This window comes from Streptomyces xanthophaeus (assembly GCF_030440515.1).
In the GTDB taxonomy this organism is placed as follows: Bacteria; Actinomycetota; Actinomycetes; order Streptomycetales; family Streptomycetaceae; genus Streptomyces; species Streptomyces kutzneri.
The window spans coordinates 2636753-2658146 of sequence record NZ_CP076543.1 but is presented as its reverse complement, the minus strand read 5'-3'; the positions used below and the strand labels follow the sequence as shown (position 1 = coordinate 2658146).

Annotated in this window: 21 protein-coding genes; 13 read left to right on the top strand and 8 right to left on the bottom strand. The window is 72.5% G+C overall.

What is annotated here, in order from left to right; all coding sequences use genetic code 11:
- Positions 1–85: 85 nt before the first annotated feature.
- From gatC to KO717_RS11215, 6 genes are all read left to right on the top strand, one after another.
- Positions 86–382, top strand: a complete 297-nt coding sequence (gatC, locus tag KO717_RS11240) for an Asp-tRNA(Asn)/Glu-tRNA(Gln) amidotransferase subunit GatC (RefSeq protein WP_030010586.1) — start codon at positions 86–88, stop codon at positions 380–382.
- A 5-nt stretch (positions 383–387) separates the two neighbouring features.
- Positions 388–1881: an Asp-tRNA(Asn)/Glu-tRNA(Gln) amidotransferase subunit GatA gene (gene gatA, locus KO717_RS11235; RefSeq protein ID WP_301366343.1), complete on the top strand. Its 1494-nt coding sequence runs from the start codon at positions 388–390 to the stop codon at positions 1879–1881.
- Positions 1878–2123: a hypothetical protein gene (locus KO717_RS11230; protein ID WP_030010588.1), complete on the top strand. Its 246-nt coding sequence runs from the start codon at positions 1878–1880 to the stop codon at positions 2121–2123. Before gatA ends, KO717_RS11230 begins: the two co-directional genes overlap by 4 nt.
- 16 nt (positions 2124–2139) lie before the next feature.
- Entirely contained in the window at positions 2140–3651 is a 1512-nt protein-coding gene (gene gatB / locus KO717_RS11225) for an Asp-tRNA(Asn)/Glu-tRNA(Gln) amidotransferase subunit GatB (protein WP_301366342.1), read from the top strand.
- 121 nt (positions 3652–3772) lie between these two features.
- Positions 3773–4288 (top strand): hypothetical protein, encoded by a 516-nt coding sequence (locus tag KO717_RS11220; RefSeq protein ID WP_229876333.1) that lies wholly within the window; start codon positions 3773–3775, stop codon positions 4286–4288.
- 39 nt (positions 4289–4327) lie between these two features.
- A complete protein-coding gene (locus KO717_RS11215) occupies positions 4328–4504 on the top strand; it encodes a hypothetical protein (protein WP_301366341.1) in 177 nt (58 codons plus the stop codon).
- Here KO717_RS11215 and KO717_RS11210 read toward each other — a convergent pair.
- The 3 genes from KO717_RS11210 to KO717_RS11200 form a co-directional block, all read right to left on the bottom strand.
- Complete coding sequence (locus KO717_RS11210; protein ID WP_301366340.1) at positions 4494–6416, bottom strand: protein kinase domain-containing protein; 1923 nt, start codon at positions 6414–6416, stop codon at positions 4494–4496. The genes KO717_RS11215 and KO717_RS11210 overlap by 11 nt on opposite strands.
- Positions 6417–6547: 131 nt before the next feature.
- On the bottom strand, positions 6548–7159 hold the full coding sequence (locus KO717_RS11205) for a GNAT family N-acetyltransferase (RefSeq protein WP_301366339.1): 612 nt from the start codon (positions 7157–7159) through the stop codon (positions 6548–6550).
- On the bottom strand, positions 7156–9282 hold the full coding sequence (locus tag KO717_RS11200) for a penicillin acylase family protein (protein ID WP_301374468.1): 2127 nt from the start codon (positions 9280–9282) through the stop codon (positions 7156–7158). The genes KO717_RS11205 and KO717_RS11200 overlap by 4 nt, the downstream gene beginning before the upstream one ends.
- Positions 9283–9424: 142 nt before the next feature.
- Here KO717_RS11200 and KO717_RS11195 point away from each other — a divergent pair, with 142 nt between their 5' ends.
- Positions 9425–10159, top strand: a complete 735-nt coding sequence (locus KO717_RS11195; RefSeq protein ID WP_301366338.1) for a siderophore-interacting protein — start codon at positions 9425–9427, stop codon at positions 10157–10159.
- A 116-nt stretch (positions 10160–10275) separates the two neighbouring features.
- Here KO717_RS11195 and KO717_RS11190 read toward each other — a convergent pair whose 3' ends face one another.
- The 3 genes from KO717_RS11190 to KO717_RS11180 all read right to left on the bottom strand — a co-directional run bounded on the left by KO717_RS11190 (position 10276) and on the right by KO717_RS11180 (position 12121).
- The gene (locus KO717_RS11190) at positions 10276–10548 is read right to left on the bottom strand and encodes a hypothetical protein (RefSeq protein WP_301366337.1); all 273 of its coding nucleotides are present in this window, start codon (positions 10546–10548) and stop codon (positions 10276–10278) included.
- 210 nt (positions 10549–10758) lie between these two features.
- The gene (locus KO717_RS11185; protein ID WP_301366336.1) at positions 10759–11259 is read right to left on the bottom strand and encodes a DinB family protein; all 501 of its coding nucleotides are present in this window, start codon (positions 11257–11259) and stop codon (positions 10759–10761) included.
- A gap of 55 nt (positions 11260–11314) precedes the next feature.
- Positions 11315–12121, bottom strand: coding sequence for a GNAT family N-acetyltransferase (locus KO717_RS11180; RefSeq protein WP_301366335.1), 807 nt, complete (start codon positions 12119–12121; stop codon positions 11315–11317).
- Between the two features lie 53 nt (positions 12122–12174).
- On the opposite strand from KO717_RS11180, the gene KO717_RS11175 reads away from it, so the two are divergent.
- From KO717_RS11175 to KO717_RS11150, 6 genes are all read left to right on the top strand, one after another.
- On the top strand, positions 12175–12609 hold the full coding sequence (locus tag KO717_RS11175; protein WP_301366334.1) for a signal peptidase I: 435 nt from the start codon (positions 12175–12177) through the stop codon (positions 12607–12609).
- 180 nt (positions 12610–12789) lie between these two features.
- Positions 12790–15039, top strand: a complete 2250-nt coding sequence (locus tag KO717_RS11170; protein ID WP_301366333.1) for an MMPL family transporter — start codon at positions 12790–12792, stop codon at positions 15037–15039.
- Between the two features lie 39 nt (positions 15040–15078).
- Entirely contained in the window at positions 15079–15633 is a 555-nt protein-coding gene (locus KO717_RS11165) for a GNAT family N-acetyltransferase (protein ID WP_301366332.1), read from the top strand.
- Between the two features lie 121 nt (positions 15634–15754).
- Positions 15755–16345 carry a hypothetical protein gene (locus tag KO717_RS11160; RefSeq protein WP_301366331.1) on the top strand — a complete coding sequence of 197 codons (591 nt, stop codon included), beginning with the start codon at positions 15755–15757 and terminating at the stop codon, positions 16343–16345.
- Positions 16346–16511: 166 nt separating this feature from the next.
- The gene (locus KO717_RS11155; RefSeq protein ID WP_301366330.1) at positions 16512–16748 is read left to right on the top strand and encodes a hypothetical protein; all 237 of its coding nucleotides are present in this window, start codon (positions 16512–16514) and stop codon (positions 16746–16748) included.
- 59 nt (positions 16749–16807) lie between these two features.
- Positions 16808–19876 (top strand): helix-turn-helix transcriptional regulator, encoded by a 3069-nt coding sequence (locus KO717_RS11150; RefSeq protein WP_301366329.1) that lies wholly within the window; start codon positions 16808–16810, stop codon positions 19874–19876.
- On the opposite strand, the gene KO717_RS11145 is transcribed toward KO717_RS11150, so the two are convergent.
- On the bottom strand, positions 19839–20009 hold the full coding sequence (locus KO717_RS11145; RefSeq protein WP_367401518.1) for a DUF6191 domain-containing protein: 171 nt from the start codon (positions 20007–20009) through the stop codon (positions 19839–19841). The two genes, KO717_RS11150 and KO717_RS11145, sit on opposite strands and share 38 nt — an antisense overlap.
- Positions 20010–20060: 51 nt before the next feature.
- Positions 20061–21296: a PQQ-dependent sugar dehydrogenase gene (locus tag KO717_RS11140; RefSeq protein ID WP_301366328.1), complete on the bottom strand. Its 1236-nt coding sequence runs from the start codon at positions 21294–21296 to the stop codon at positions 20061–20063.
- Between the last annotated feature and the right edge of the window lie 98 nt (positions 21297–21394).

Genomic DNA, 21394 nt, shown 5'->3' with positions numbered 1-21394 from the left:
GCCAAACCGTTTCGCTGGCCGGGGGCCCGGCCCCATAGGATTGGGTCCGAAACGAAACATCCACCCACCCCCAGAGGATCGCTGCATGCCTGGCATTACGCGCGAGGAGGTCGTCCACCTCGCTCGGCTGGCGCGCCTTGAGCTGTCCAGCAACGAGCTGGATCACTTCGCCGGACAGCTCGGCGACATCATCGGCGCGGTCGCCCGCGTTTCCGAGGTCGCCGACCAAGACGTCCCGCCGACCTCCCACCCGCTGCCGCTGACGAACGTCATGCGCGCGGACGAGGTCCGTCCGTCGCTCACCCCCGAGCAGGCGCTCTCCGGTGCTCCCGCCCAGGAGCAGCAGCGTTTCAAGGTGCCGCAGATCCTGGGGGAGGACTAACAACCATGGTCGACATCATCAAGCTCACGGCCGCCCAGACCGCCGAGAAGATCGCCTCCGGCGAGCTCACGGCCGTCGAGGTGACCGAGGCCCACCTGGCCCGCATCGACGCCACCGACGAGAAGGTCAACGCCTTCCTCCACGTGGACCGCGAGGGCGCGCTCGCCCAGGCCCGCGCCGTCGACGCCAAGCGCGCGGCCGGCGAGAAGCTCGGCCCGCTGGCCGGCGTACCCCTCGCCCTCAAGGACATCTTCACCACCGTCGGGGTCCCGACGACCGTCGGTTCGAAGATCCTCGAAGGCTGGATCCCGCCCTACGACGCCACCCTGACGCGCAAGCTGAAGGAAGCCGACGTCGTCATCCTCGGCAAGACCAACATGGACGAGTTCGCCATGGGGTCCTCCACCGAGAACAGCGCCTACGGCCCCACCGGCAACCCCTGGGACCTCACCCGGATCCCCGGCGGCTCCGGCGGCGGCTCGGCGGCGGCCCTCGCCGCCTTCCAGGCCCCGCTCGCGATCGGCACGGACACCGGCGGCTCCATCCGCCAGCCCGCCGCCGTCACCGGCACGGTCGGCGTGAAGCCCACGTACGGCGGTGTCTCCCGCTACGGCATGGTCGCCTTCTCCTCCTCCCTCGACCAGGGCGGGCCCTGCGCCCGTACGGTCCTGGACGCGGCGCTCCTGCACGAGGTGATCGCCGGGCACGACCCGCTCGACTCCACCTCCATCGACGCCCCGGTCCCGCCGGTCGTCGAGGCCGCCCGCAACGGCTCCGTCGCCGGCATGCGCGTCGGTGTGGTCAAGCAGTTCGCCGGCGAGGGCTACCAGGCCGGTGTCGTCCAGCGCTTCAACGAGTCGGTGGAGCTCCTCAAGGAGCTCGGCGCCGAGATCGTCGAGCTGGACTGCCCCTCCTTCGACCTCGCGATGGCCGCGTACTACCTGATCGCGCCGTCCGAGTGCTCCTCCAACCTGGCCCGCTTCGACGCCATGCGCTACGGCCTGCGCGTCGGCGACGACGGTACGAAGTCCGCCGAGGACGTCACCGCCCTGACCCGCGAAGCCGGCTTCGGCGACGAGGTCAAGCGCCGCATCATCCTCGGCACGTACGCGCTCAGCTCCGGCTACTACGACGCGTACTACGGCTCCGCCCAGAAGGTCCGCACGCTCATCACCCAGGACTTCGAGAAGTCCTTCGAGAAGGTCGACGTGATCGTCTCCCCGACGACCCCGACCACCGCCTTCCCGATCGGCGAGCGCACCGACGACCCCCTCGCCATGTACCTCGCGGACCTGTGCACCATCCCGACCAACCTGGCCGGCAACTCCGCCATGTCGCTCCCCTGCGGCCTGGCACCGGAGGACGGTCTCCCGGTCGGGCTCCAGATCATCGCCCCGGCGATGAAGGACGACCGGCTCTACAAGGTCGGTGCCGCCGTGGAGGCGGCCTTCGTCGCACGCTGGGGTCACCCGCTGCTTGAGGAGGCACCGTCCCTGTGAGCACCAGTGCACTGACCAAGGCCAAGGGCTTCAAGAAGTCCAAGACCGGCACCTACCTGTCGATCGGCACCACCGCCTTCGGCGCGATCAGCGTGATCAAGCAGGTCAAGAAGGCCCGCAGCGAGCACGACGTGCTGAAGCTGGTCGACGCCGCCGTGTCCGCCGCCGCCATCGTCACCGGCCTCGCGATCCTGTACCGCGAGCTGAAGCGCCTGGGCGACGACGACGTCCTGCTGGGCTGAGAGGGAAAGTTTCACCGTGACCACCTTCACCGAACTGCTCTCGTACGAGGACGCTCTCGCCTCGTACGACCCCGTCATGGGCCTTGAGGTCCATGTCGAGCTCGGCACCAAGACCAAGATGTTCTGCGGCTGCTCCACCGAGCTGGGCGCCGAGCCCAACTCGCAGACCTGCCCGACCTGTCTCGGACTGCCCGGCTCCCTGCCGGTCGTCAACGCGATCGGCGTCGAGTCGGCCATCAAGATCGGCCTCGCGCTGAACTGCGAGATCGCCGAGTGGTGCCGCTTCGCCCGGAAGAACTACTTCTATCCGGACATGCCGAAGAACTTCCAGACCTCCCAGTACGACGAGCCCATCGCCTTCAACGGCTTCCTGGACGTCCAGCTGGAGGACGGCGAGATCTTCCGCGTGGAGATCGAGCGCGCCCACATGGAGGAGGACACCGGTAAGTCGCTGCACGTCGGCGGCGCCACCGGCCGTATCCACGGCGCGTCCCACTCCCTGCTGGACTACAACCGCGCCGGCATCCCGCTCATCGAGATCGTCACCAAGCCCATCGAGGGCGCGGGTGAGCGGGCCCCCGAGGTCGCCAAGGCGTACGTCGCCGAGCTGCGCGAGGTCATCAAGGCGCTCGGCGTCTCCGAGGCACGCATGGACAAGGGCCAGATGCGCTGCGACGTGAACCTGTCGCTGCGCCCGACCCCCGAGTCCGAGTTCGGCACCCGCTCGGAGACCAAGAACGTCAACTCCCTGCGTTCCGTGGAGCGCGCGGCCCGCTTCGAGATCCAGCGCCACGCGGCAGTGCTCTCGTCGGGCGGCTCGATCGTGCAGGAGACCCGGCACTTCCACGAGGAGGACGGCTCCACCACGGCCGGCCGCATCAAGGACAACGCCGAGGACTACCGGTACTTCCCGGAGCCCGACCTGGTCCCCGTCGCCCCGGCCCGCGACTGGGTCGAGGAGCTGCGCGGCGGCCTGCCCGAGATGCCGCGCGTGCGCCGCAACCGGCTCCGTGAGGAGTGGGGCGTCACCGAGCACGACATGCAGTCGATCCTCAACGCGGGCGCGGTGGACTCCATCGTCGCCACGATCGAGGCCGGTGCCGACTCTGCCGCCGCGCGCAAGTGGTGGATGGGCGAGCTGGCCCGTAACGCCAACGAGCAGGGCGTCGTCGTCGACGAGCTGCCGATCACCCCGGTCCAGGTGGCCCGGGTCGCGGCCCTGGTCGCCGACGGTTCGCTCAACGACAAGCTGGCCCGCAAGGTCCTCGAAGGCGTCCTCGCCGGTGAGGGCAGCCCGGACGAGGTCGTCGAGAAGCGCGGCCTGAAGGTCGTCTCGGACGAGGGCGCGCTCGGCGCGGCCGTGGACGAGGCCATCGCGGGCAACGCGGCCATCGCGGACAAGATCCGCGGCGGCAAGATCGCCGCTGTGGGCGCCCTGGTCGGAGCGGTCATGAAGACCACCCGGGGCCAGGCCGACGCGGCGCGCGTCAAGGAGCTCATCCTGGAGCGCCTGGGCGTCTCCGAGTAGTCCCCTTCACATACGGCGGCCCCGCACCGGCTCTCCCGGTGCGGGGCCGCCGTCGTTCAGACTGGGTGCGGGGTGATCGCGTACGACGGGCACGCGGTCGGTGGAGTCGGGGGATGTGCCGGTGGAGATCGGGTCGATGGTCATCGCGGTGGCGGGCGTCGCGGGCACGCTGGGCGGCGCGCTGCTCACCCAGCGGGGTGCGGAGCGCACGAAGCGCCGTGAGATCGAGCTCGTGCGCGCCCACGACGAGAAACGCGAGAACCGGACGCTGCGGCGCACGTGTTACGCGGACCTCAACCGGGACGCCCGACAGTTCACCACCGCCCTCAACCGGCATCTGCACACGATGCGGGAACGCGGGGTCGAGGACGCCGACCGGGGCGCGCTCGACGCCGCGAAGGACGCCTTCCGCGACCGCTACTCAGAGGCGCAGATGATCGCCCCCGACCCGGTCCTCGCGCCCGCGACGGTGGTCCACCACGCCCTGACCGCCGTCTACGGGCAGGTGAAGCGCCTGGAGCGGGGCACTCCGGAGGCCGGGGAGTCGATGGAGTCGGCGGTGGAGGCACAGCAGGGGATCTGGGACCCGCTCCGGGAGATGCGGGCGGCCATGCGCGCCGACCTCGGCGTGGGCTGAGGCGCCGCGGCCCCGGTTCCGCCGGGGGAGCGGGGCGTCGTGACGACCGCGGACCGGCTCGTGCCACCCGCACTCCGCCGGGAACCGGCGGGCGCCCTGCCGGGCGCACGGATCGCGGAACTGCCCACCGGGCAGCTTCCGTTCGCCGAGCGCCCGGCCGAACGGGCCGCGCTCGTCGGCGGGTTCCTGTCGGAGTCCGCCGCCGTCAGCGCTTGAGGACCGGGGCGGCGATGACGGCGTTGCCGGTGTCCCGGCAGCCCTCCTCCACCTTCAGGCGCAGGCGCAGGGCCCCTTTGATGTCCAGGGACTTGGTGACCGGCTTGCCCAGGTGGACCGCTTCGGAGAAGAGGGCGGGCTTGTCGTCCACGGAGATGGTCACGCGGGCCTGTTCCATGGTCGAACCGTCGTCGACGCCCACGGTGAACTCCAGCGTGGACCATGCGCGGTTCACGTCGTACTCGATCGTCGCACCGTAGTAGCAGCTGCCGAGGAGGGCGGCTCCGTACTCCTTCGTGTTCAGCTTGGCAGAGCCCACTTCGAAGTGCCGGACCGCTCCGACCGACGACAGCACGGTCAGATCGGCCACGTTGCTGTCCTTGACCGAACCCGGCGTCCCGGGGCTCGACGAGCCCTCCGGAGCGGCGGATCCGCCGGGCGAGGCTTCGGAGGCCGTGGGGTCGGCGGACTCGCTCGCCCGCGCCGACGGCGAGGAAGGCGAAGCCGGTGCCTGTGGTGCGCTCGTCCCGCCGGGCTTCCCGCCCCCCGCGGTGTCGTCCTTGCCCTTGTCCTTGTCGCCCAGGAGCTGTACGCCGACGACGGCGAGGGAGGCCAGCACCAGTACCGCGGCCACCGAGCCGAGGATCAGCCCGGTCCGCCGCTTCTTGACGGGGCGCGGCGGCTCGGGGGCGGGGGCCGGGGTCAGGTTGTACGTGGGCCCGTACCCGGCGGGCACCTGCGCCTGCGCCTGCACCGGCTCCGGCTGCGGGGCCGGGAAGGGGCTGGGGGTGAGGGTGGGCGCGGATTCAGGAACCGGGACCGGGGCCGGGATCGGGGCCGCGGCCGTGGCCGGCTCCGGCTGCACGGGCTGCTCCGGCTGCACGGGCTGCGCCGTCGGGGCGTACGCGGGCGGCGCCGCCGTCGGCGGCGGGGTGACGGGCTGCGGCGGGACCACCGGGGGCGGCGGGGCGGCGGGCCTGGGCGGGGTCTCCTGGGCGGCCCGCTGCGAGATGGCGGTAGTCGTGGACACCACCGCGTGGCGGATGTCCTTCATCCAGCCGGCCAGGTTCACCGGCCGCTTCCCCGGGTCGGCCGAGTAGATCGCGGTGATCCGCGCCCGCTGCTCGGCGTCCAGCACGGCGATCTGCGGCAGCGCGGTCAGCGCCTGCGCCAGCTGCTCCGGTGTGGCGGGCGGGGACTCCCCGCTCAGCAGGAAGTACGCGATCGCCCCGAAGGCGTACCGGTCCGTGCCCGGGGTCCGCTTGCCGTCGAAGACCTCGGGCGCCGCGTAGCCCGGGGTGAACCAGACCTCGGCCGTCTGGTGGTCGGCGGTCAGCTTGCTGAGGCCGAAGTCCACCAGGGTGGCCTGCCCGTGCGCGTCGACCATCACATTGCCGGGGGAGAGGTCGCCGTGGACGACCTGGCGCCCGGACGGGGTGGCCTTGCCCGAGTGCAGCCAGTCCAATACGTCGGCCAGCTGCTCCAGCGTGCGCATCACCTCGCGCCGCTCGGCGGCGGTGGCCAGCGTCCGCTCGGCCCGCCAGTCCCGCAGGTCGAGCCCGTCGACGTGGTTCATGACGAGGACGAGCGCCCGCCCGGTCAGGGTCGAGGACTCCCCGGGCCGGTGGATCGGTGGCCCCTCGAAGTGCTCGCGCACCCCCACGACACCCGGCCGGTGGACGAACCGCAGCAGCTCGGCCTGCTCGTTCCACTTCTGGCTGATCCGGTCGAAGATGTCCGGCGTGATGGTCGTCTTGGAGTCGAGCACTTTGACGACCACGGGTTCGGATCCGCCGGCGAGTTCGATCTCGGCGAGATAGAGCACGGCCTCCCCGCCGCGCCCGATCGAGCGGAGCAGGCGGTACCGGTCGGCCGCCGCGTCCGGACCGATGTGCAGGTTCTGACTGGTCAATGTCCCCCACCTCAAGGTGCTTTGAGAGGCCATCAGCTTCCAGCGGGGAGGCGCACGAGGTCAATGGGAATCGGGAATCCCCATCGGGGTTCACCCTTCCACCGGGAGCCCGGTGGAAGGGGCGGTCGCGGTCAGCCTGCCGCCGGCGCGGCCTCCGGAGCGGTGAAGAAGGCCAGCCGGGCCGGCTTGGCCGGGAGGTAGACCTCGGGCAGGTCGATCTCCGGGAGCACGACCTCCGGTCCGAGGACGAAGCCGGTGCGCTCCATGAGGGAGATGGCCTTGGTGTTGCGGGCGTCCGGTTCGACGACCACGCGCCGCGCCGCGTCGTCGGAGAACACGAACGCGATGAAGACGGTCATCAGGGACCCGGTGAAGCCGTGCTCGGCCGCGCCCGTGGCCGGGCCGATCAGCAGGTGCACGCCGACGTCACCGGGCCGGACCTCGTAACACTCGCTGACCCGGTCCTCGGCGCACTCGTACGTCTGGAACAGCGCGACCTGCTCGCCGTCGCGGCTCACCATGAAGGCGTGGTGGGTGGTGCGGCGGTCGACGTCCTCGTAGATCTCCTGGACCAGTTCGCGGCTGGCCTCGCCCATGCCCCAGAAATGGGCCCGCTCCTGCGTGACCCAGCTGTGGATCAGTGCGGAGTCGGCCGCCGGGTCCACGGGGGTGAGGGTGACGGTTCCGAAGCCCTCGACGACCCGGGTGAACACGGGCTGTCCGACGGAGATGGCGGAGGTCATATCGATTCCTTGGTGAGCTGGGCCCAGTCGGTGACGACGGGGACGAGTTCGCACTGTGCCCACAGGGGCAGCTGGTCGCGGTGGTGGGGCGAGCCGGTGACGCCGTCCGCGCCCAGCGGGACCGCCCACAGGCTGTCCTCGCGGCGGGCGAGGTCCCAGACGTAACGGGCCGCCGACGCACGGGCGGTGAGGTCGGTGAAACCGGGGACGGTCGAGGTGGCGTTCACGCAGTCGTGGTCGCCGCCGAGACCGGGCCAGTCCGTGGCCTCCTGGTCGGGCACGGCCTGCCAGGGGGCAAGGCGGTGGACCTGCGACCAGGGGGTGTCGGGGGTGCCGGCCGCGGCCGTCTCCTCCAGGGCGGCCCGGACGTGCGCCGCACGGTCGAGGCCGGGGACGAGGGAGGTGGTGAGCAGCCCTTCGAGGGCGTAGCCGATCCGCGGGACCAGGTACAGCCACGGGTGGAAGACCGCCGGCCCGGTGGGCGCCCCCCACAGGCCCTCGAAGACGGGGTCGGCGGCGAAGCGGCGTACGGTCGCGCTGCGGAAGGCCGAGAAGACGGTGGCGTCGGTGCTGTCGGCCGCCATGTGCCGGTCCCAGGCCAGCAGCCGGGTACGCAGGGCCTGCGCCGCCGGCGTCAGGTCCTCGAAGCCGGGCAGCAGGACGAGCAGGGGCGCGGCCGAGGCCAGGTGCGTGTCCCGGTGTACGTCGGCCATCGCCTTCGGGGACCAGTCCGCGGAGCCGCTGAGCAGCTCACGGATGCGGTCGGCGCGGTGCGGGGGCGCGAACTCCACGCCGAGCGGGGAGGCGATCCCGCGCGCGTTCGCCATCACGGCGAAGCCCTGCACCGGCTCCGCGGGGGTCGGGGCCCAGCCCTGCCAGGCGTGCTGCGGGTCCCAGGCGGGCACCGGACGCAGCCGGTTGGTGCGGTGGCGCAGCGGCACGGCGCCCGCGACGCGGTGCAGCAGGCCGCCCGCGGAGTCGGCGGCGTGGACGACGTTGACCGGCTCGGCCCAGCCGTCGAAGGCGCGGTCGATGTCGGCGACGGTGCGGGCGCGCAGCAGCGCGGGGAGGGCGGCGAAGCCGAGGTCCAGGCGGACCCGCGGCGGGTAGCGCAGGGAGAGGGTCTGCGCGCTGCCGTCGGCGTGCGCCCCGGCGTCGGGGTCGGCGCCGAGGTCGCCGTCCGCGTGGATGATCACGGGGCCGCGGGGGGTCTCCAGGATCTCCACCTCGACGTCGTCGCCGCCGGCCACGGTGATCGTCTCGGTGTGGCGGGAGACGGGCTCCCAGGCGCCGTCCGTGCCGAGGGCCCAGGTGGCGCCGTCGTCACCGCGGCGCAACTGCTCGACGTACAGGTCCTGGTAGTCGGACATCGCGTTGGTGATCGCCCAGGCGGCGGTGCCGGTGTGCCCGAAGTGACCGAGGCCGGGGACGCCGGGGACGGCAAGGCCCAGCACGTCGTAGTCGGGGCAGGAGAGACGTATCTGCTGGTAGACGCCCGGGTCCTCGATGAAGCGGTGCGGGTCGCCCGCGATGATCGCCGAGCCGGTGGCGGTGCGGTCGCCCGGCACCAGCCAGCCGTTGCTGCCGGCCGTGCCGGGGCCGTCGGTCGCGAAGAGGGTGACCGCCTCGTCCCCGAGGGCGCGGGCCACGCGCTCGCGCCACAGCTTGGTGGCGAAACCGGCGAACAGGATGTGCGTGGCGATCCAGATGGCCAGCGGTACCCACGGTTCCCAGGGGGTGGGGGCCAGACCCGTGCGCGCGAAGCGCTCGTCACGGGCGGCGCCGGCGGCGAGCCCTTCGTTGACGCCGTCCACGTACGCGCGCACCCAGGCGGCGGTGCCGGGGTCGCCGGCCTCCATGGCCTCGTAGCAGCGGCGGGCCGTGTCGGCCAGCCGGGACTGGCGGGCGAAGCGGTCCCAGGTCACGGCGTCCGCGCCGAGGAAGGAGGCGCTGGACCCCTCCGCCCGGTGCCGTTCGACCTCCAGCTGCCAGGCGCGGTCGAAGGCGGTGACGCGGCCCTGGGCGTGGACGAGGCCGAGTTCGCCGGATGCCCGCAGGTGGGGGATGCCCCACCGGTCGCGGAAGACACCGTAGGATTCCGGGGTCTCCCCAGGGGTGTCCACGGGGGGCTCGCCCCGGTCCGCTCCGTCCGACCGGGCGTCGCCGCTCTCGCTGCTGGCACTGCTCACGCTGCTCACACTCTTCCCCGACGTGCGTTTAGGTTAGGCTGACCTAACTATAGGGGTGTCAGGGGAGGGGTTGGACATGGCTGTCGGCAAGGGCTGGGAGGGCGTGGTCCTCAAGCTCATGCGGGGCAAGGACTTCACGTTCACGGTGACGGGAGCGGAAGACCTCACGGAGCACTACCGCCGCGTGAGCTTCACGGACGGCGGGCTGCTCGCGGCCGCCGGCGAGTCGCTGCACCCGACGATGTGGGTACGCGTCTGGTTCCAGGGCGCGGGCAAGCCGCACCAGCGGGCCTACACACTGGTGGACCCGGATCCGCAAGCGGGCACGTTCAGCTTCGAGTTCGCCCTGCACGACGGGGTCGCCAGCGCCTGGGCACGCGACGCCAAGCCGGGCGACACGGTCGAGGCCACGGTCCAGGGCACCGGATTCACAGCCCCGGCACCGGCCCCGGAGCGGCTGCTCGTCATCGGGGACTCCGCGTCCCTCCCGGCGATCAACTCGCTGCTGGACACGTACCCCGAGACCCCGGCGACCATCTGGTTCGAGACGCAGCACGACTCGGACGAGCGGCTGCCGATGCGGGTGGAACCGGGCCGGCACGACATCCGCCGGGTACGGCGCAGCGGTACGGACCTGGCCGACCGGGTGCGCGCCGAGCTCCCCGCGCTGGCCGGGGACCCGGAGACGGCGTACGTCTGGCTGGCCTGCGACACGGTGACGACGCGCGCCCTGACGGCGTACCTGCGCAAGGAACTGGCCCTGCCCAAGCACCGGGTGAACGCGCTGGGCTACTGGCGGCCGGAAGCCTGAGACGGCCTGCGGCCTGCGGCCTGCGGCGCGCCGCCTTCCGGCCCGTCCGGCACCCGGTGGCGCGGACGGGCCGCAGAGACGACCGGGCCGACGACCCGGGCCGGCCAGCCGGCCGGCTACTGCGCGGACACCTTGCAAGCGCTCACCGCGGTCCCGTTGGTCACACCGCTCTTGGTCAGCCCGCTCACGCACTGCTCCTGCTCGCCGGAGTATCCGGCGGAACACGCCGAGCGCACGGATTCCGGGGCCTCGCCGCCCTGCAGCTCCCGCTCGACCTGGTTGATGCAGGCCGAGACGTCCGCGTGGGCGGCGGGGGCCGCGAAGGCCGCACCACCGAGTACGAGGGTCAGGCCGCTGAGGACACCTGCGATACGGGTCGACGTGCGCATGGGACGCACCTGCTCTCCGGGATCGTCGCGCGCCCTGGTACCCGGAAGTGCCGGATCCGCGCAGGAACAGCGCCGAGCGTCCGAGGCGACCGGGGTCCGGCCACCAGGGCCCGGGTCCCCGGCCCGGACCGGCTCGACAGGGATTCCCCTCCTGCGTCCGACGCTAGAGCAGCCCCCCGCCCCACGCACCCGCAGGCGCCTTTCCCCCGGTCAGGCGCCGGTGGCGCCGTCGATCCCCTCGCGGAGGAAGTCGGCGTGGCCGTTGTGGCGGGCGTACTCGTGGATGAGGTGGAGCATCACCAGACGCAGCGAGGCCTCCTCCTCCCAGCTCGGCACGTACGCCGTCACGTCCAGGGACTCGGCCGCGGCCTCGATCCGGCGGGCGTGCGCGACCTCCTCCTGCCAGGCGGTGAACGCCTCGGCGCGGCTGGAGCCGGAGGCGTCGTAGGCGGCCTGGAAGTCGTGGGTGTCCGACCACAGGTGCGGGAGGTCCTCGCCGTCGAGGACGCGGCGGAACCAGTGCCTTTCGACTTCGGCCATGTGCCGGACCAGCCCCAGCAGGGACAGCGTGGACGGAGGCATCGACGCGCGCCGCAGCTGCTCGTCGGTGAGGTCCTCACACTTCCAGGCGAGGGTGGCCCGGTGGTAGTCGAGGAAGGTCCGCAGGGTCTCGCGTTCGTCCCCGGTCAGGGGCGGGCTGATACGTTCCATGGCAGTGATCTTGCCCGCTGCCCGCCGGCCGGCATAGAGCCCGTCCCGCCCCGCTCTACGAGGCGCCGTCGGACCACATGTACGGCACCGTCACGCCCAGGACCCCGAAGCCCAGCCGCTCCAGGATCGGGCGGCTGTCGTCCGATGCGTCCACCTGCAGGTAGGCGATACCGAGCTCCGCCGCCAGCCGGGCGCGGTGGGCGACCAGCAGACGGTAGATGCCCCGGCCGCGCCACTCGGGGACCGTGCCGCCGCCCCACAGGCCCGCGAAGGCCAGGCCCGGCCGCATCTCCATGCGGGCCGCGCTCACCGGGGTGTCGCCCGCCATCGCGAGCACCGCGGCGATCGTCTCCGGCTGCTCGCGCAGCGTGCCGAGCAGCTGCTCCCGGATCCGCGGCCGCTCCCTCCCGAAGGCGCGCGCGTGGACCTGCATCATCAGGTCGACGCCGGCCTCGTCCGTCACCACCCGCAGGGTGATCCCCTCCGGTGGCTCCACCGGCAGCTTCGCGAGCTCGGACACCAGGCCCACCATCAGGGTCTCGGGCGGCTCCGGCACGAAGCCCGCCGCCCGCAGCCGGTCCCCGAGGTCGGCGGGCCGGTCGTAGCCGTACAGCTTCCACTCGAACTCCGGACAGCCGCGCCCCGCGAAGAAGGCCACCTGCGCCGCGATCTCCGCGTCCGCCGTCCCCTCGTCGAGGTCCGACCAGAGCACGCCGTTCCACCCGAGCGCGGGCGCGACATGCCGTACGACGGCACCCGCCCGCTCCACGTTCCCCTGCGGGCCGTCCGCCTGCGCACCCTCGCGCACCTCGGCGTCGAATCGGGCGCGCACCTTCATCAGTTCATCAGGATCGATCGTCATCGTCCCAGCTCACCAGTGTCGGGCGGGCGCCACAACTGCATTAGCCTCACCCCGTGAACCACGACTCCACCATCTACACCGGTAAGGCCACCCCCGACGCCGCCGCCGACCGCGGCTGGCTCCTCGGCCACTTCAAGGACCCCTCGGATCCCCGCCACAGCGAGGACGTGGAGATCAAGTGGGGTGTCCACCCGAAGGGCGACGAACGGGAGCGGTGGGCGACCGCCGAGAAGCGCACCGCACTGCTGGTGCTGATCAGCGGGCGCTTCCGGCTGGAGTTCCCGGGGCGCACCGTCGTCCTCGCCGAGCAGGGGGACTACGTGCTCTGGGGGCGCGGCGTCGACCACTCCTGGTACGCGGAGGAGGACGCCGTCGTCCTCACCGTCCGGTGGCCGTCGATCCCGGGCTACCGGGTGGACGAGCCCGAAACCCAGCTGCACGCCGGGTCCCGGACCCAGGGCGCCCCAGGGGGCTGCCCCGCGCTGTGACGATGCACACGAAACGGGCCAACGATCACGAAACGCTGAGATGGTGGAGGGTGTAGACCATCTGGGCCGAGCCTTCCGGGGTGATCCCCCGAACCCCTCGGCCGGGCCTTCACGCGTTCATGCGTTCTTTGCGACGGGCTGCCTCCCGGTAAAGATCCGAACCACCAGGGAGCACGTCCGTTGGCTGTAATCGCACGCTGGTGCATGCGCCACCGCCTCCTCACCGTCCTGATCTGGCTGCTCGCGCTCGGCGGGACCGCGGCGGCCGCAGTGACCGCCGGGTCGGCGTTCTCCAACAACTACGAGGTTCCCGGCACCGAGTCCGGCAAGGCGAACGCCCTCCTGCGCGAGGCCTTCCACGGCCAGGGCGGCGACACCGACACCATCGTGTGGCGGGCCCCGGACCGGCAGAGCGTGCGCACCCCGGACATCGAGCAGCGCATGACCCGGGCACTGGAGGCCGTCGCCGGGCTCCCCGGCGTCGGATCGGTCGCCGGACCTTACGGTCCCGCCCCCGAGAACGCCGCACGGATCAGCCCCGACGGGCGCACCGCCTACGCGGTGGTGACCTTCGACCAGCAGGCCGACTCCGTACCCAAGGCCCAGGCCCGAGCGGTCGTCGACGCGGCGAAGAACCCCACCACCGAGGCCGGCGGACTCCAGGTCGAACTGGGCGGCCGCGCCATCCAGCTCACCGAGGCCCCCACCGCGCACCTCGCCGAGGTCATCGGTGTCGCCGTCGCGGCCCTGGTCCTCTTCCTCGCCTTCGGCTCGCTCGCCGCGAGCCTGCTGCCCATCGCGACCGCCCTGGTCAGCGTGGGCACCGCCTATTTCGGCATCACCCTGCTCGGGCACGCGATGCCGGTCGCCGACTTCGCCCCGATGCTCGGCACCCTCATCGGCCTCGGCGTGGGCATCGACTACGCGCTGTTCATCGTCACCCGGCACCGCAAGGGCCTGGCGCGGGGCAGCACGGTCGAGGAGGCGGCCGCGAACGCCGTCGCCACCACCGGCCGGGCCGTCGTCTTCGCCGGCGCCACCGTCTGCATCGCCCTGCTCGGCATGCTGGTGCTGCGGCTGAACTTCCTGAACGGCGTCGCGATAGCGGCCTCCGTGACGGTGGTCCTGACGGTCGCCGCCTCGGTCACCCTGCTGCCCGCCCTCCTCTCGTACATAGGCATGCGCGCCCTCTCGCGCCGCGAGCGCCGCAAGCTCGCCGCCGAGGGGCCGCGCCCCGAGCAGACCTCCGGCTTCGCCGCCCGCTGGTCCGTCTTCGTCGAGCGGCACCCCAAGCTGCTGGGCCTGGTCGCCACCGTGGTCATGCTGGTGCTGGCCCTGCCCACCCTCTCCCTCCATCTGGGCACGTCCGACCAGGGCAACAACCCGGCCACCTCCACCACCCGGCAGGCATACGACCTGCTGGCGGAGGGATTCGGCTCCGGTACCAACGGTCCGCTCACCGTCGTCGCCCGGCTGGACGGCGCCGGCGACCGGCTCGCCGTGGACCAGCTGGCGCAGGCACTGCGCACGACCGAGGGCGTCGCCTCCACCGGCCCCGCCGTCCTCAACCGCAGCGGCGACACCGCCGTCCTGACCGTCGTACCGGACTCCGCCCCCCAGTCCCGGGCCACGAGCGACCTCGTCGACCGACTCCGCCAGGACGTCATCCCGGCCGCCGGGCACGGCAACTCCATGGAGGTCCACGTCGGCGGTGTGACGGCCGCCTACGACGACTTCGCCGAAGTCATCATCGGGAAGCTGCCGCTCTTCGTCGGCGTGGTCATCGCCCTCGGCTGCGTGCTCCTGCTGCTGGCCTTCCGGTCCGTCGGCATCCCGCTCAAGGCGGCGGCCATGAACGTCGCCGCCGTCGCCTCTTCCTTCGGCGTCGTGGTCGCGATCTTCCAATGGGGCTGGGGCAGCGAGCTGCTGGGCCTGGGCAGCGCCGGCCCCATCGAACCCTTCCTGCCCGTGATCATGGTGTCCGTCCTCTTCGGACTGTCGATGGACTACCAGGTCTTCCTCGTCAGCCGGATGTACGAGGAGTGGCTGGAGACCGGCGACAACCGGCGGGCCGTGCGCGTGGGCCTCGCCGAGACCAGCCGGGTCATCAACTCGGCGGCCGTCATCATGATCTCCGTCTTCCTGGCCTTCGTACTCAGCGGCGACCGGATCATCGCGATGTTCGGCATCGCGCTCGCCGCGGCCGTGGCCCTCGACGCCTTCGTGCTGCGCACCCTCCTCGTCCCGGCCCTGATGCACATGCTCGGCGGGGCCAACTGGTGGCTGCCCGCCTGGCTCGACCGGCGCCTGCCCCGCATCAGCATCGAGCCCCCCGAACGCCACCCGCATGCGAGACTTCCGAAGCAGCGGCCGGCCGCGGATCTTGCCACGAGCGAGGACGGCGCCGAGCCCGCCACCGCCTCCCGGTGATCCGGCCACCCGCCTCCCGAGACCCAAGGAAGACCGACCATGTTCTCGATAGACCTCGCCGACGATGCCCAGATGTTCCCGCTCGAGGCCCGGCACGCCCCGGAGTTCTTCGCGCACATCGAGCGCGGACGCGAGTTCATAGGCCAGTACGTCGGCTTCCCGGACCGGGCCACCGACCTCGACTCCGCCCGGGCCCTGCTCGCCAAGTACGCGGCGACGGCGGGGGAGGACGGCGCCCGGTTCTTCGGTATCCGGCTCGACGGCACCCTGGTGGGCGGGGTCCTCTTCCCGGTGTTCGAGGCGCACTACGGCAACTGCGAGATCGGCTGCTGGCTGGAGCCCGAAGCCGCCGGCCGCGGCCTGGTCACCAAGGCCTGCCAGGTCCTGATCGACTACGCCTTCGGCGAGCGCGGCATGCACCGCGTCGAGTGGCACGCGGCCTCCGGGAACAAGAAGAGCCTCGCCGTGGCAGCGCGCCTCGGTATGACCCGTGAGGGCGTCATGCGGGAGAACTACCTCCACCGCGGAGTCCGCCAGGACACCGAGGTCTGGTCGATCCTCTCCCACGAGTGGGCCGCGACCCGGACCGCCTGAGCCCCCTCGGGGCCCTGCCCGGGGGCGCCCGGCCAGGGCCTCCGCCGACCGCGGAGCCCCCCGTGGCCGGAACCCGGGGATTCTCAGAAAACTCTCAGACAGGGCGCCTACGGTGCCCCGCATGGACACCACCAAGACCCCCGCCCCGAACGCCGCCGAGGCGGACACCACCCCGGCCGACCTCGAAAAGGCCGAGACCCCCCAGCCGGCCGCGGCCGAAGCCGACTCCGCGGTCACCGACGAGGTCACCGACGAGGACCTGGACGACGAGGCGTTCGACGAGGACCTGGCCGAGGACAGGGAGCCGGGCCACGTCGGATCCGCAGCCTTCGCGATCATCGCCGCGGGTCTCGGCGCCGTCGCCCTCAGCGGCAGCTGGGTCGCGGGGATCGTGTCCGAGCGTGCCAGCATCGCCGCCCGCCTGGAGCTGACCCAGGCCGCCGACGCCAACGCGCAGATCGCCGCCCAGTTCGTCGACCCCTGGCACACCACCGCGATGGTGAACGGCATCTTCTCCGCCCTCGCCCTGATCATCGCCATCTTCGTGCTGGCCCTCCCCGCCTTCAGCAGCCCCGAGCGCACCCTCCCCACCTGGGTGCGGTCCGTCTCCTGGGCGGGCATCGGACTGGGCGCCCTCGGCGTACTGCTCTTCGTCCTCATGTACTTCGACCTCCTCCTCGCCGTTCCCAAGGCGGCCGGAGCCGGCGTCTAGGCAGTGCCTTAGGTCCTCACGGACCGGCCCGGGGCTCCCTGGCCCCGGACTAAGGCCCCCTGCCCCCGGCAGATGCGGCATGCGACCGATGTGCCGGTACCCCCTGGGGCGCGAATCTTGGATCACACCGAACGAGGTGCCCGAGCAACGCGACCAGGGAGCAGATATGCACGAGTACGAGATCGCCGGCGCCGTCCGCAGCGCCGACCTCCTCCGTGAGGCGGCCGAGTACCGCACGGCCCGGGCGGCGGGGCAGGCGCACCGCGCCTCCTCGCCGGACCAGGAACACCGAAGGCGGGTGAGAACGTTCCGGAGCCGGTTCTCCCGCTCGGACCGCTCGGACCGCCCGGACCGCTCGGACCGCCCGGACCGCCCGGCGCGCTCCGCGCCGCGCACGGCGTGAACTGACAGGTGAGGAGAAGCGCGCCGGCTGCGAGTGCCGCCGGGCAGGGCCTCTGTGCGATGCTCGGCGCTGTGGAGACCAGATCTGTCAGCCCGGTGTTCGTCGGCCGAGCCGATGAACTGGCCGTACTCACCGACGCACTGACCCGGGCCGCCGGGCAGGAACCGCAGGCGATGCTCATCGGGGGAGAGGCCGGAGTCGGCAAGACCCGCCTCACCGAGGAGTTCCTCTGCGAGGCGGACCGCCGCGGCGCCGTCGTCGCCGTCGGAGGCTGTGTGGAGATCGGGGCGGAGGGCCTCCCCTTCGCCCCGTTCTCGACAGCCCTGCGCACCCTGCACCGGCTGCTGCCCGGGGAACTGGCCGCCGCTGCCGCCGGCCAGGAGGACGAACTCGCCCGCATCCTCCCCGAACTCGGCGACACCCCGCGCGGCCCGCACGACGAGGAGAGCACCGCCCGGCTCTTCGAACTGACGGCCCGGATGCTGGAGCGCCTCGCCGCCGACCGCACCGTCGTCCTCGTCCTGGAGGACCTGCACTGGGCGGACACCTCCACCCGGCACCTGCTCTCCTACCTCTTCCGCACCCTCGCCGGCGGCCGGCTCGTCATCGTCGCCACCTACCGCGCGGACGACGTGCACCGGCGCCACCCGCTGCGCCCGCTCCTCGCCGAACTCGACCGGCTCCGCACCGTCCAGCGCATCGAACTGTCCCGCTTCAACCGGGCCGAGGTACGCCGCCAGCTCGCCGGCATCCTCGCCGCGCAGCCCGACGAGGACTTCGTGGACTCCGTCTTCGACCGGTCGGACGGCAACGCCTTCTTCGTCGAGGAACTCGTCGCCTCCAAGGAGAGCGGCTGCCGCACCGGGCTCACCGAATCCCTGCGCGACCTGCTCCTCGTCCGTGTCGAGGTGCTCCCCGACGAGACCCAGCGGTTGGTGCGCATCGTCGCCGAGGGCGGCTCCACCGTGGAGTACCCGCTGCTGCACGCCGTCGCCGGGCTCACCGAGGACGAGCTGATCGAGGCGCTGAGAGCCGCCGTCGGGGCCAACATCCTGCTCGCCACCCCCGACGGCGACGGCTACCGCTTCCGGCACTCCCTCGTCCGCGAGGCCGTCAGCGACGACCTGCTGCCCGGGGAGCGGGCCCGCGTCAACCGCCGCTACGCCGAGGCCATGGAGGCCGACGGGTCGCTGGTCCGGGCCGAGGAGCGGGTCATCCGGCTGGCCAGCTACTGGTACCACGCGAACGATCCCGCCAAGGCGCTGCCCGCCGTACTCGCCGCCTCCGTGGCGGCACGCCGCCGGCACGCCTACTCGGAGCAACTGCGCCTGCTGGAACGGGCCATGGACCTGTGGGACAGCGCCCCGGAGGACGTTCGCGAGGCGCTCCGCCCGGCGGACTACACCGAGGTGTACCCTCCGTGCGGCTGCGACCCGGCCACCACCGCGCTCCAGCGGCTCGACCTGCTGGCCGAGGCCACCGTAGCGGCGCGCTACGGCGGCGAGCGCGACCGCGCCCTGAAGATCACGAAGACGGCGCTGCGCCTGCTGGAGGACGACGGCGACCCGCTGCGGGCCGCCTGGTTCTGGACCGAGCGCTCCCGGCTGATCGCCGGCCTCGGGCGCGGCGACGGCTGGGAGGAGATAGCCAGGGCGCAGGACCTCGTCCGGGGGCTGCCCCCGTCCCAGGTGCACGCCGAGGTCCTGGTCCGGGCCGCGAGCTGGGGCATGCTCCACAAGCCGGGCCCCGGCAACCTCGCCGCCGCCGAACGCGCCGTCGAGTACGCGCGGATGGTCGGCGCCGAGGAGACCGAGCTCAACGCCCGGATCACGGTCGGAGCTCTGCTCACCGACTCCGGCGATGCTCCGGGCGGTCTCGCCGAGATGCACGCGGTCCGGGAACGGGCCACGAAACTCGGGCTCACCATGCTGGCAGGGCGTGCGCATATCAATCTCACCTCTCAGTTGGAAAGCCTGGGCCGGTCCCGCGAAGCCGTGGAACTGGCCGAACAAGGGGCCGAACTGGTCCGCAGATCACGGCTCATGGACAGTGAGGCCTGGGTCTGCGGGAACAAGGCCGAGAGCCTCTACAGCCTCGGCCGCTGGGACGAGGCTGCCGAGGCGGCCCGGCGCACCCTGCTGGTCGGCCAGAGCGCGGCCCCGCGCGGCTCCGCCTCCGCACGACTGGCCTACCTGGCCCTGGCCCACGGTGAGTTGACGGAGGCGGCCCACCAGCTTGCCGCCGCCCACGCCCACTTCGGCAACCACGAGACCCGGCCCCAGCCCCAGCACCGGATCCCGCTCTACCGCCTCGCGATCGGCGTGGCCGCGGCGGAGGGCCGGCTCGCCGACGTCCGCGCCGAGACGTCCGCTGCCGCCGCCTACGGATTCCCGCTCGGGCAGCACCGCTACGCCTGGCCACTGCTGCTCGCGGCCGCCACCGCGGAGGCTGACGCCCGGGGGCTCCCGGCCGCCGAGGCCGGCCGGGACGCGGCCCTGGACGTGCTGCGCACCGCCGCCCGTTCCCTCGCCACCCCGGTCCCGGTGTGGACCGCCTACGCCGAGTACGTCCGGGCCGAGCTGCGCCGGGCCGAGGCCCGCGACACCCTCGCCGACTGGACCGCCGTCGAGAAGGCCGTCCGCCCGCTGGAGCGTCCGTACCTGCTGGCCAGGGCCTGCCACCGGCTCGCGGAGGCCCTGCTGGCCGCCGGTGACCGGGAGCCCGCGGCCGCCCTGCTCCGCGAGGCCTACGCCACCGCCGAGCGGATCGGCTCACGCACCCTGCGCGAGGACCTGGCCCTGCTGGCCCAGCGCGCCCGCCTCCCGCTGACCGGCCCCGACAGCGCCGGCGCCCCGCCGGTCCCGGAGACCGACCCGGCCGAGGCGCTCGGGCTGACCAGCCGGGAGCGGGACGTACTGCGCCTGGTGGCGGCCGGCAGTACCAACCGGAAGATCGCGGAGGAGCTCTTCATCTCGCCGAAGACGGCGAGCGTGCACGTCTCCAACATCCTGGCGAAGCTGGGCGTCGCAGGCCGCGGCGAGGCGGCCGCCCTCGCCCACCGGCTGCGTCTCTTCGGCGAGCCCGTCCCGGTCAGTCCCCGTCCCGAGGCTCCTCGTCCAGGCGTATGAGCACCTTGCCGGAGTCGAGGTCTATCGGACCCCGTCCCGGATCGTTGTCATTGACGTCGGTCCGGGACAGCTCCAGCCGCTTCTTCTCCTCGTCCGTGTGCTTGCGTCCCGGGTTGAACAGCTCCTCGATCATGTTGAACACCGTGCCCACCGCACCTTTCGTCCCCCGCCGGGGACTTGCCGGTCATCGCACCGTCAGGGTCAGGATCCTGTCGTCGCCCGCCTCCGGGGACCCGCGTCCGTCCGTCTCGCTGGTGACCAGCAGCATGCGGTCCCCGCCGAGGGGCACCACCGTCCGCAGCCGCCCGTACTCGCCCTCCAGGAAAGGCTCGGGCTCCGCCACCAGCTCCGTCCCGGCCAGCGGGATCCGCCACAGCCGCTTGCCCTTCAGCCCGGCCATCCACACCGAACCCTCCGCCCACGCGATCCCGCTCGGCGAGGCCTCGTCGGTCTTCCACACGGCCACCGGGTCCCGGAAGCCGGGCTTTCCCGCTTTCCCCTCGGCCTCGGGCCACCCGTAGTTGGCGCCGGGCTCGATCAGATTCAGCTCGTCCCAGGTGTTCTGGCCGAACTCGGCCGCCCACAGCCGTTTGTCCTTGTCCCAGGCGAGGCCCTGCACATTGCGGTGCCCGTAGGAGTAGACGACGGAATCCGCCTCCGGATTGCCGTGCACGGGATCCCCGTCCGGGGTCATCCGCAGGATCTTGCCGCCCAGTGACTTCTTGTCCTGCGCGAGCCCGGTGTCACCGGTCTCGCCCGTCCCGGCGTAGAGCATCTTGTCCGGGCCGAAGGCGATCCGGCCGCCGTTGTGGATCAGTCCCTTGGGAATACCCCGGAACACCGTGTCCGGAGCGCCGAGTTGCTGCCCGGCAGGTCTCTGCTCGTCGTACCGCAGCCGGGCGATGCGGTTGTCGGACTCGGTCGTGAAGTACACGTACACCAGTCGGTCCGATGCGAAGGCGGGCGACAGCGCGAGGCCCAGGAGCCCGCCCTCCCCACCCGGAGCCACCCCCGGCACCTTGCCGATCTGGGTCACCGTGCCCGACCCCGTGGCGACCCTGCTGATCGTCCCCTTGTCCCGCGAGGCCACGAGCAGGTCCCCGTCCGGCAGCGGGGCCACGCCCCACGGCGACTCCAGCCCCTTGGCCACCTCGCCGGTCACCGTCACGGTCCCCTTCGCCGGCGGGCCGGTGGCCTCCGGCGACGCGGAGGGTCTCCCCGACGGCCCCGGCGACCCGGAGCTCCCTGGAGCCGTGCTCGGTGGGGAGCCGCCGGGCCCCGCGCCCGGTGCGCCCTCCGGAGCACACCCCGCCGCCAGCAGGGCGCCGCAGCCGGCCAGCGCGAGCGCCGCCAGCACACCCCGGCGCCGCCCGCCCGCGCCCTCGGATCCCGCCTGCCCGGGAGAACTTCCGTCTCGCATCGCCCTGCTCCCTTCCCCTCCTCCGATCGTGCCCTCCATCCCTCTCAACAGCTCCGGCACTTCCCGAAGTTCCATCACTCGTACACTCGATCGAGTGG

Coding starts and splice junctions, on each gene's coding strand:
- gatC (WP_030010586.1), top strand. CDS start 86: ATGCCTGGCATTACGCGCGAGGAGGTCGTCCACCTCGCTCGGCTGGCG.
- gatA (WP_301366343.1), top strand. CDS start 388: ATGGTCGACATCATCAAGCTCACGGCCGCCCAGACCGCCGAGAAGATC.
- KO717_RS11205 (WP_301366339.1), bottom strand. CDS start 7,159: ATGACCTCCGCCATCTCCGTCGGACAGCCCGTGTTCACCCGGGTCGTC.
- KO717_RS11195 (WP_301366338.1), top strand. CDS start 9,425: ATGGCTGTCGGCAAGGGCTGGGAGGGCGTGGTCCTCAAGCTCATGCGG.
- KO717_RS11190 (WP_301366337.1), bottom strand. CDS start 10,548: ATGCGCACGTCGACCCGTATCGCAGGTGTCCTCAGCGGCCTGACCCTC.
- KO717_RS11185 (WP_301366336.1), bottom strand. CDS start 11,259: ATGGAACGTATCAGCCCGCCCCTGACCGGGGACGAACGCGAGACCCTG.
- KO717_RS11180 (WP_301366335.1), bottom strand. CDS start 12,121: ATGACGATCGATCCTGATGAACTGATGAAGGTGCGCGCCCGATTCGAC.
- KO717_RS11165 (WP_301366332.1), top strand. CDS start 15,079: ATGTTCTCGATAGACCTCGCCGACGATGCCCAGATGTTCCCGCTCGAG.
- KO717_RS11160 (WP_301366331.1), top strand. CDS start 15,755: ATGGACACCACCAAGACCCCCGCCCCGAACGCCGCCGAGGCGGACACC.
- KO717_RS11155 (WP_301366330.1), top strand. CDS start 16,512: ATGCACGAGTACGAGATCGCCGGCGCCGTCCGCAGCGCCGACCTCCTC.
- KO717_RS11150 (WP_301366329.1), top strand. CDS start 16,808: ATGCTCGGCGCTGTGGAGACCAGATCTGTCAGCCCGGTGTTCGTCGGC.
- KO717_RS11145 (WP_367401518.1), bottom strand. CDS start 20,009: ATGATCGAGGAGCTGTTCAACCCGGGACGCAAGCACACGGACGAGGAG.
- KO717_RS11140 (WP_301366328.1), bottom strand. CDS start 21,296: ATGCGAGACGGAAGTTCTCCCGGGCAGGCGGGATCCGAGGGCGCGGGC.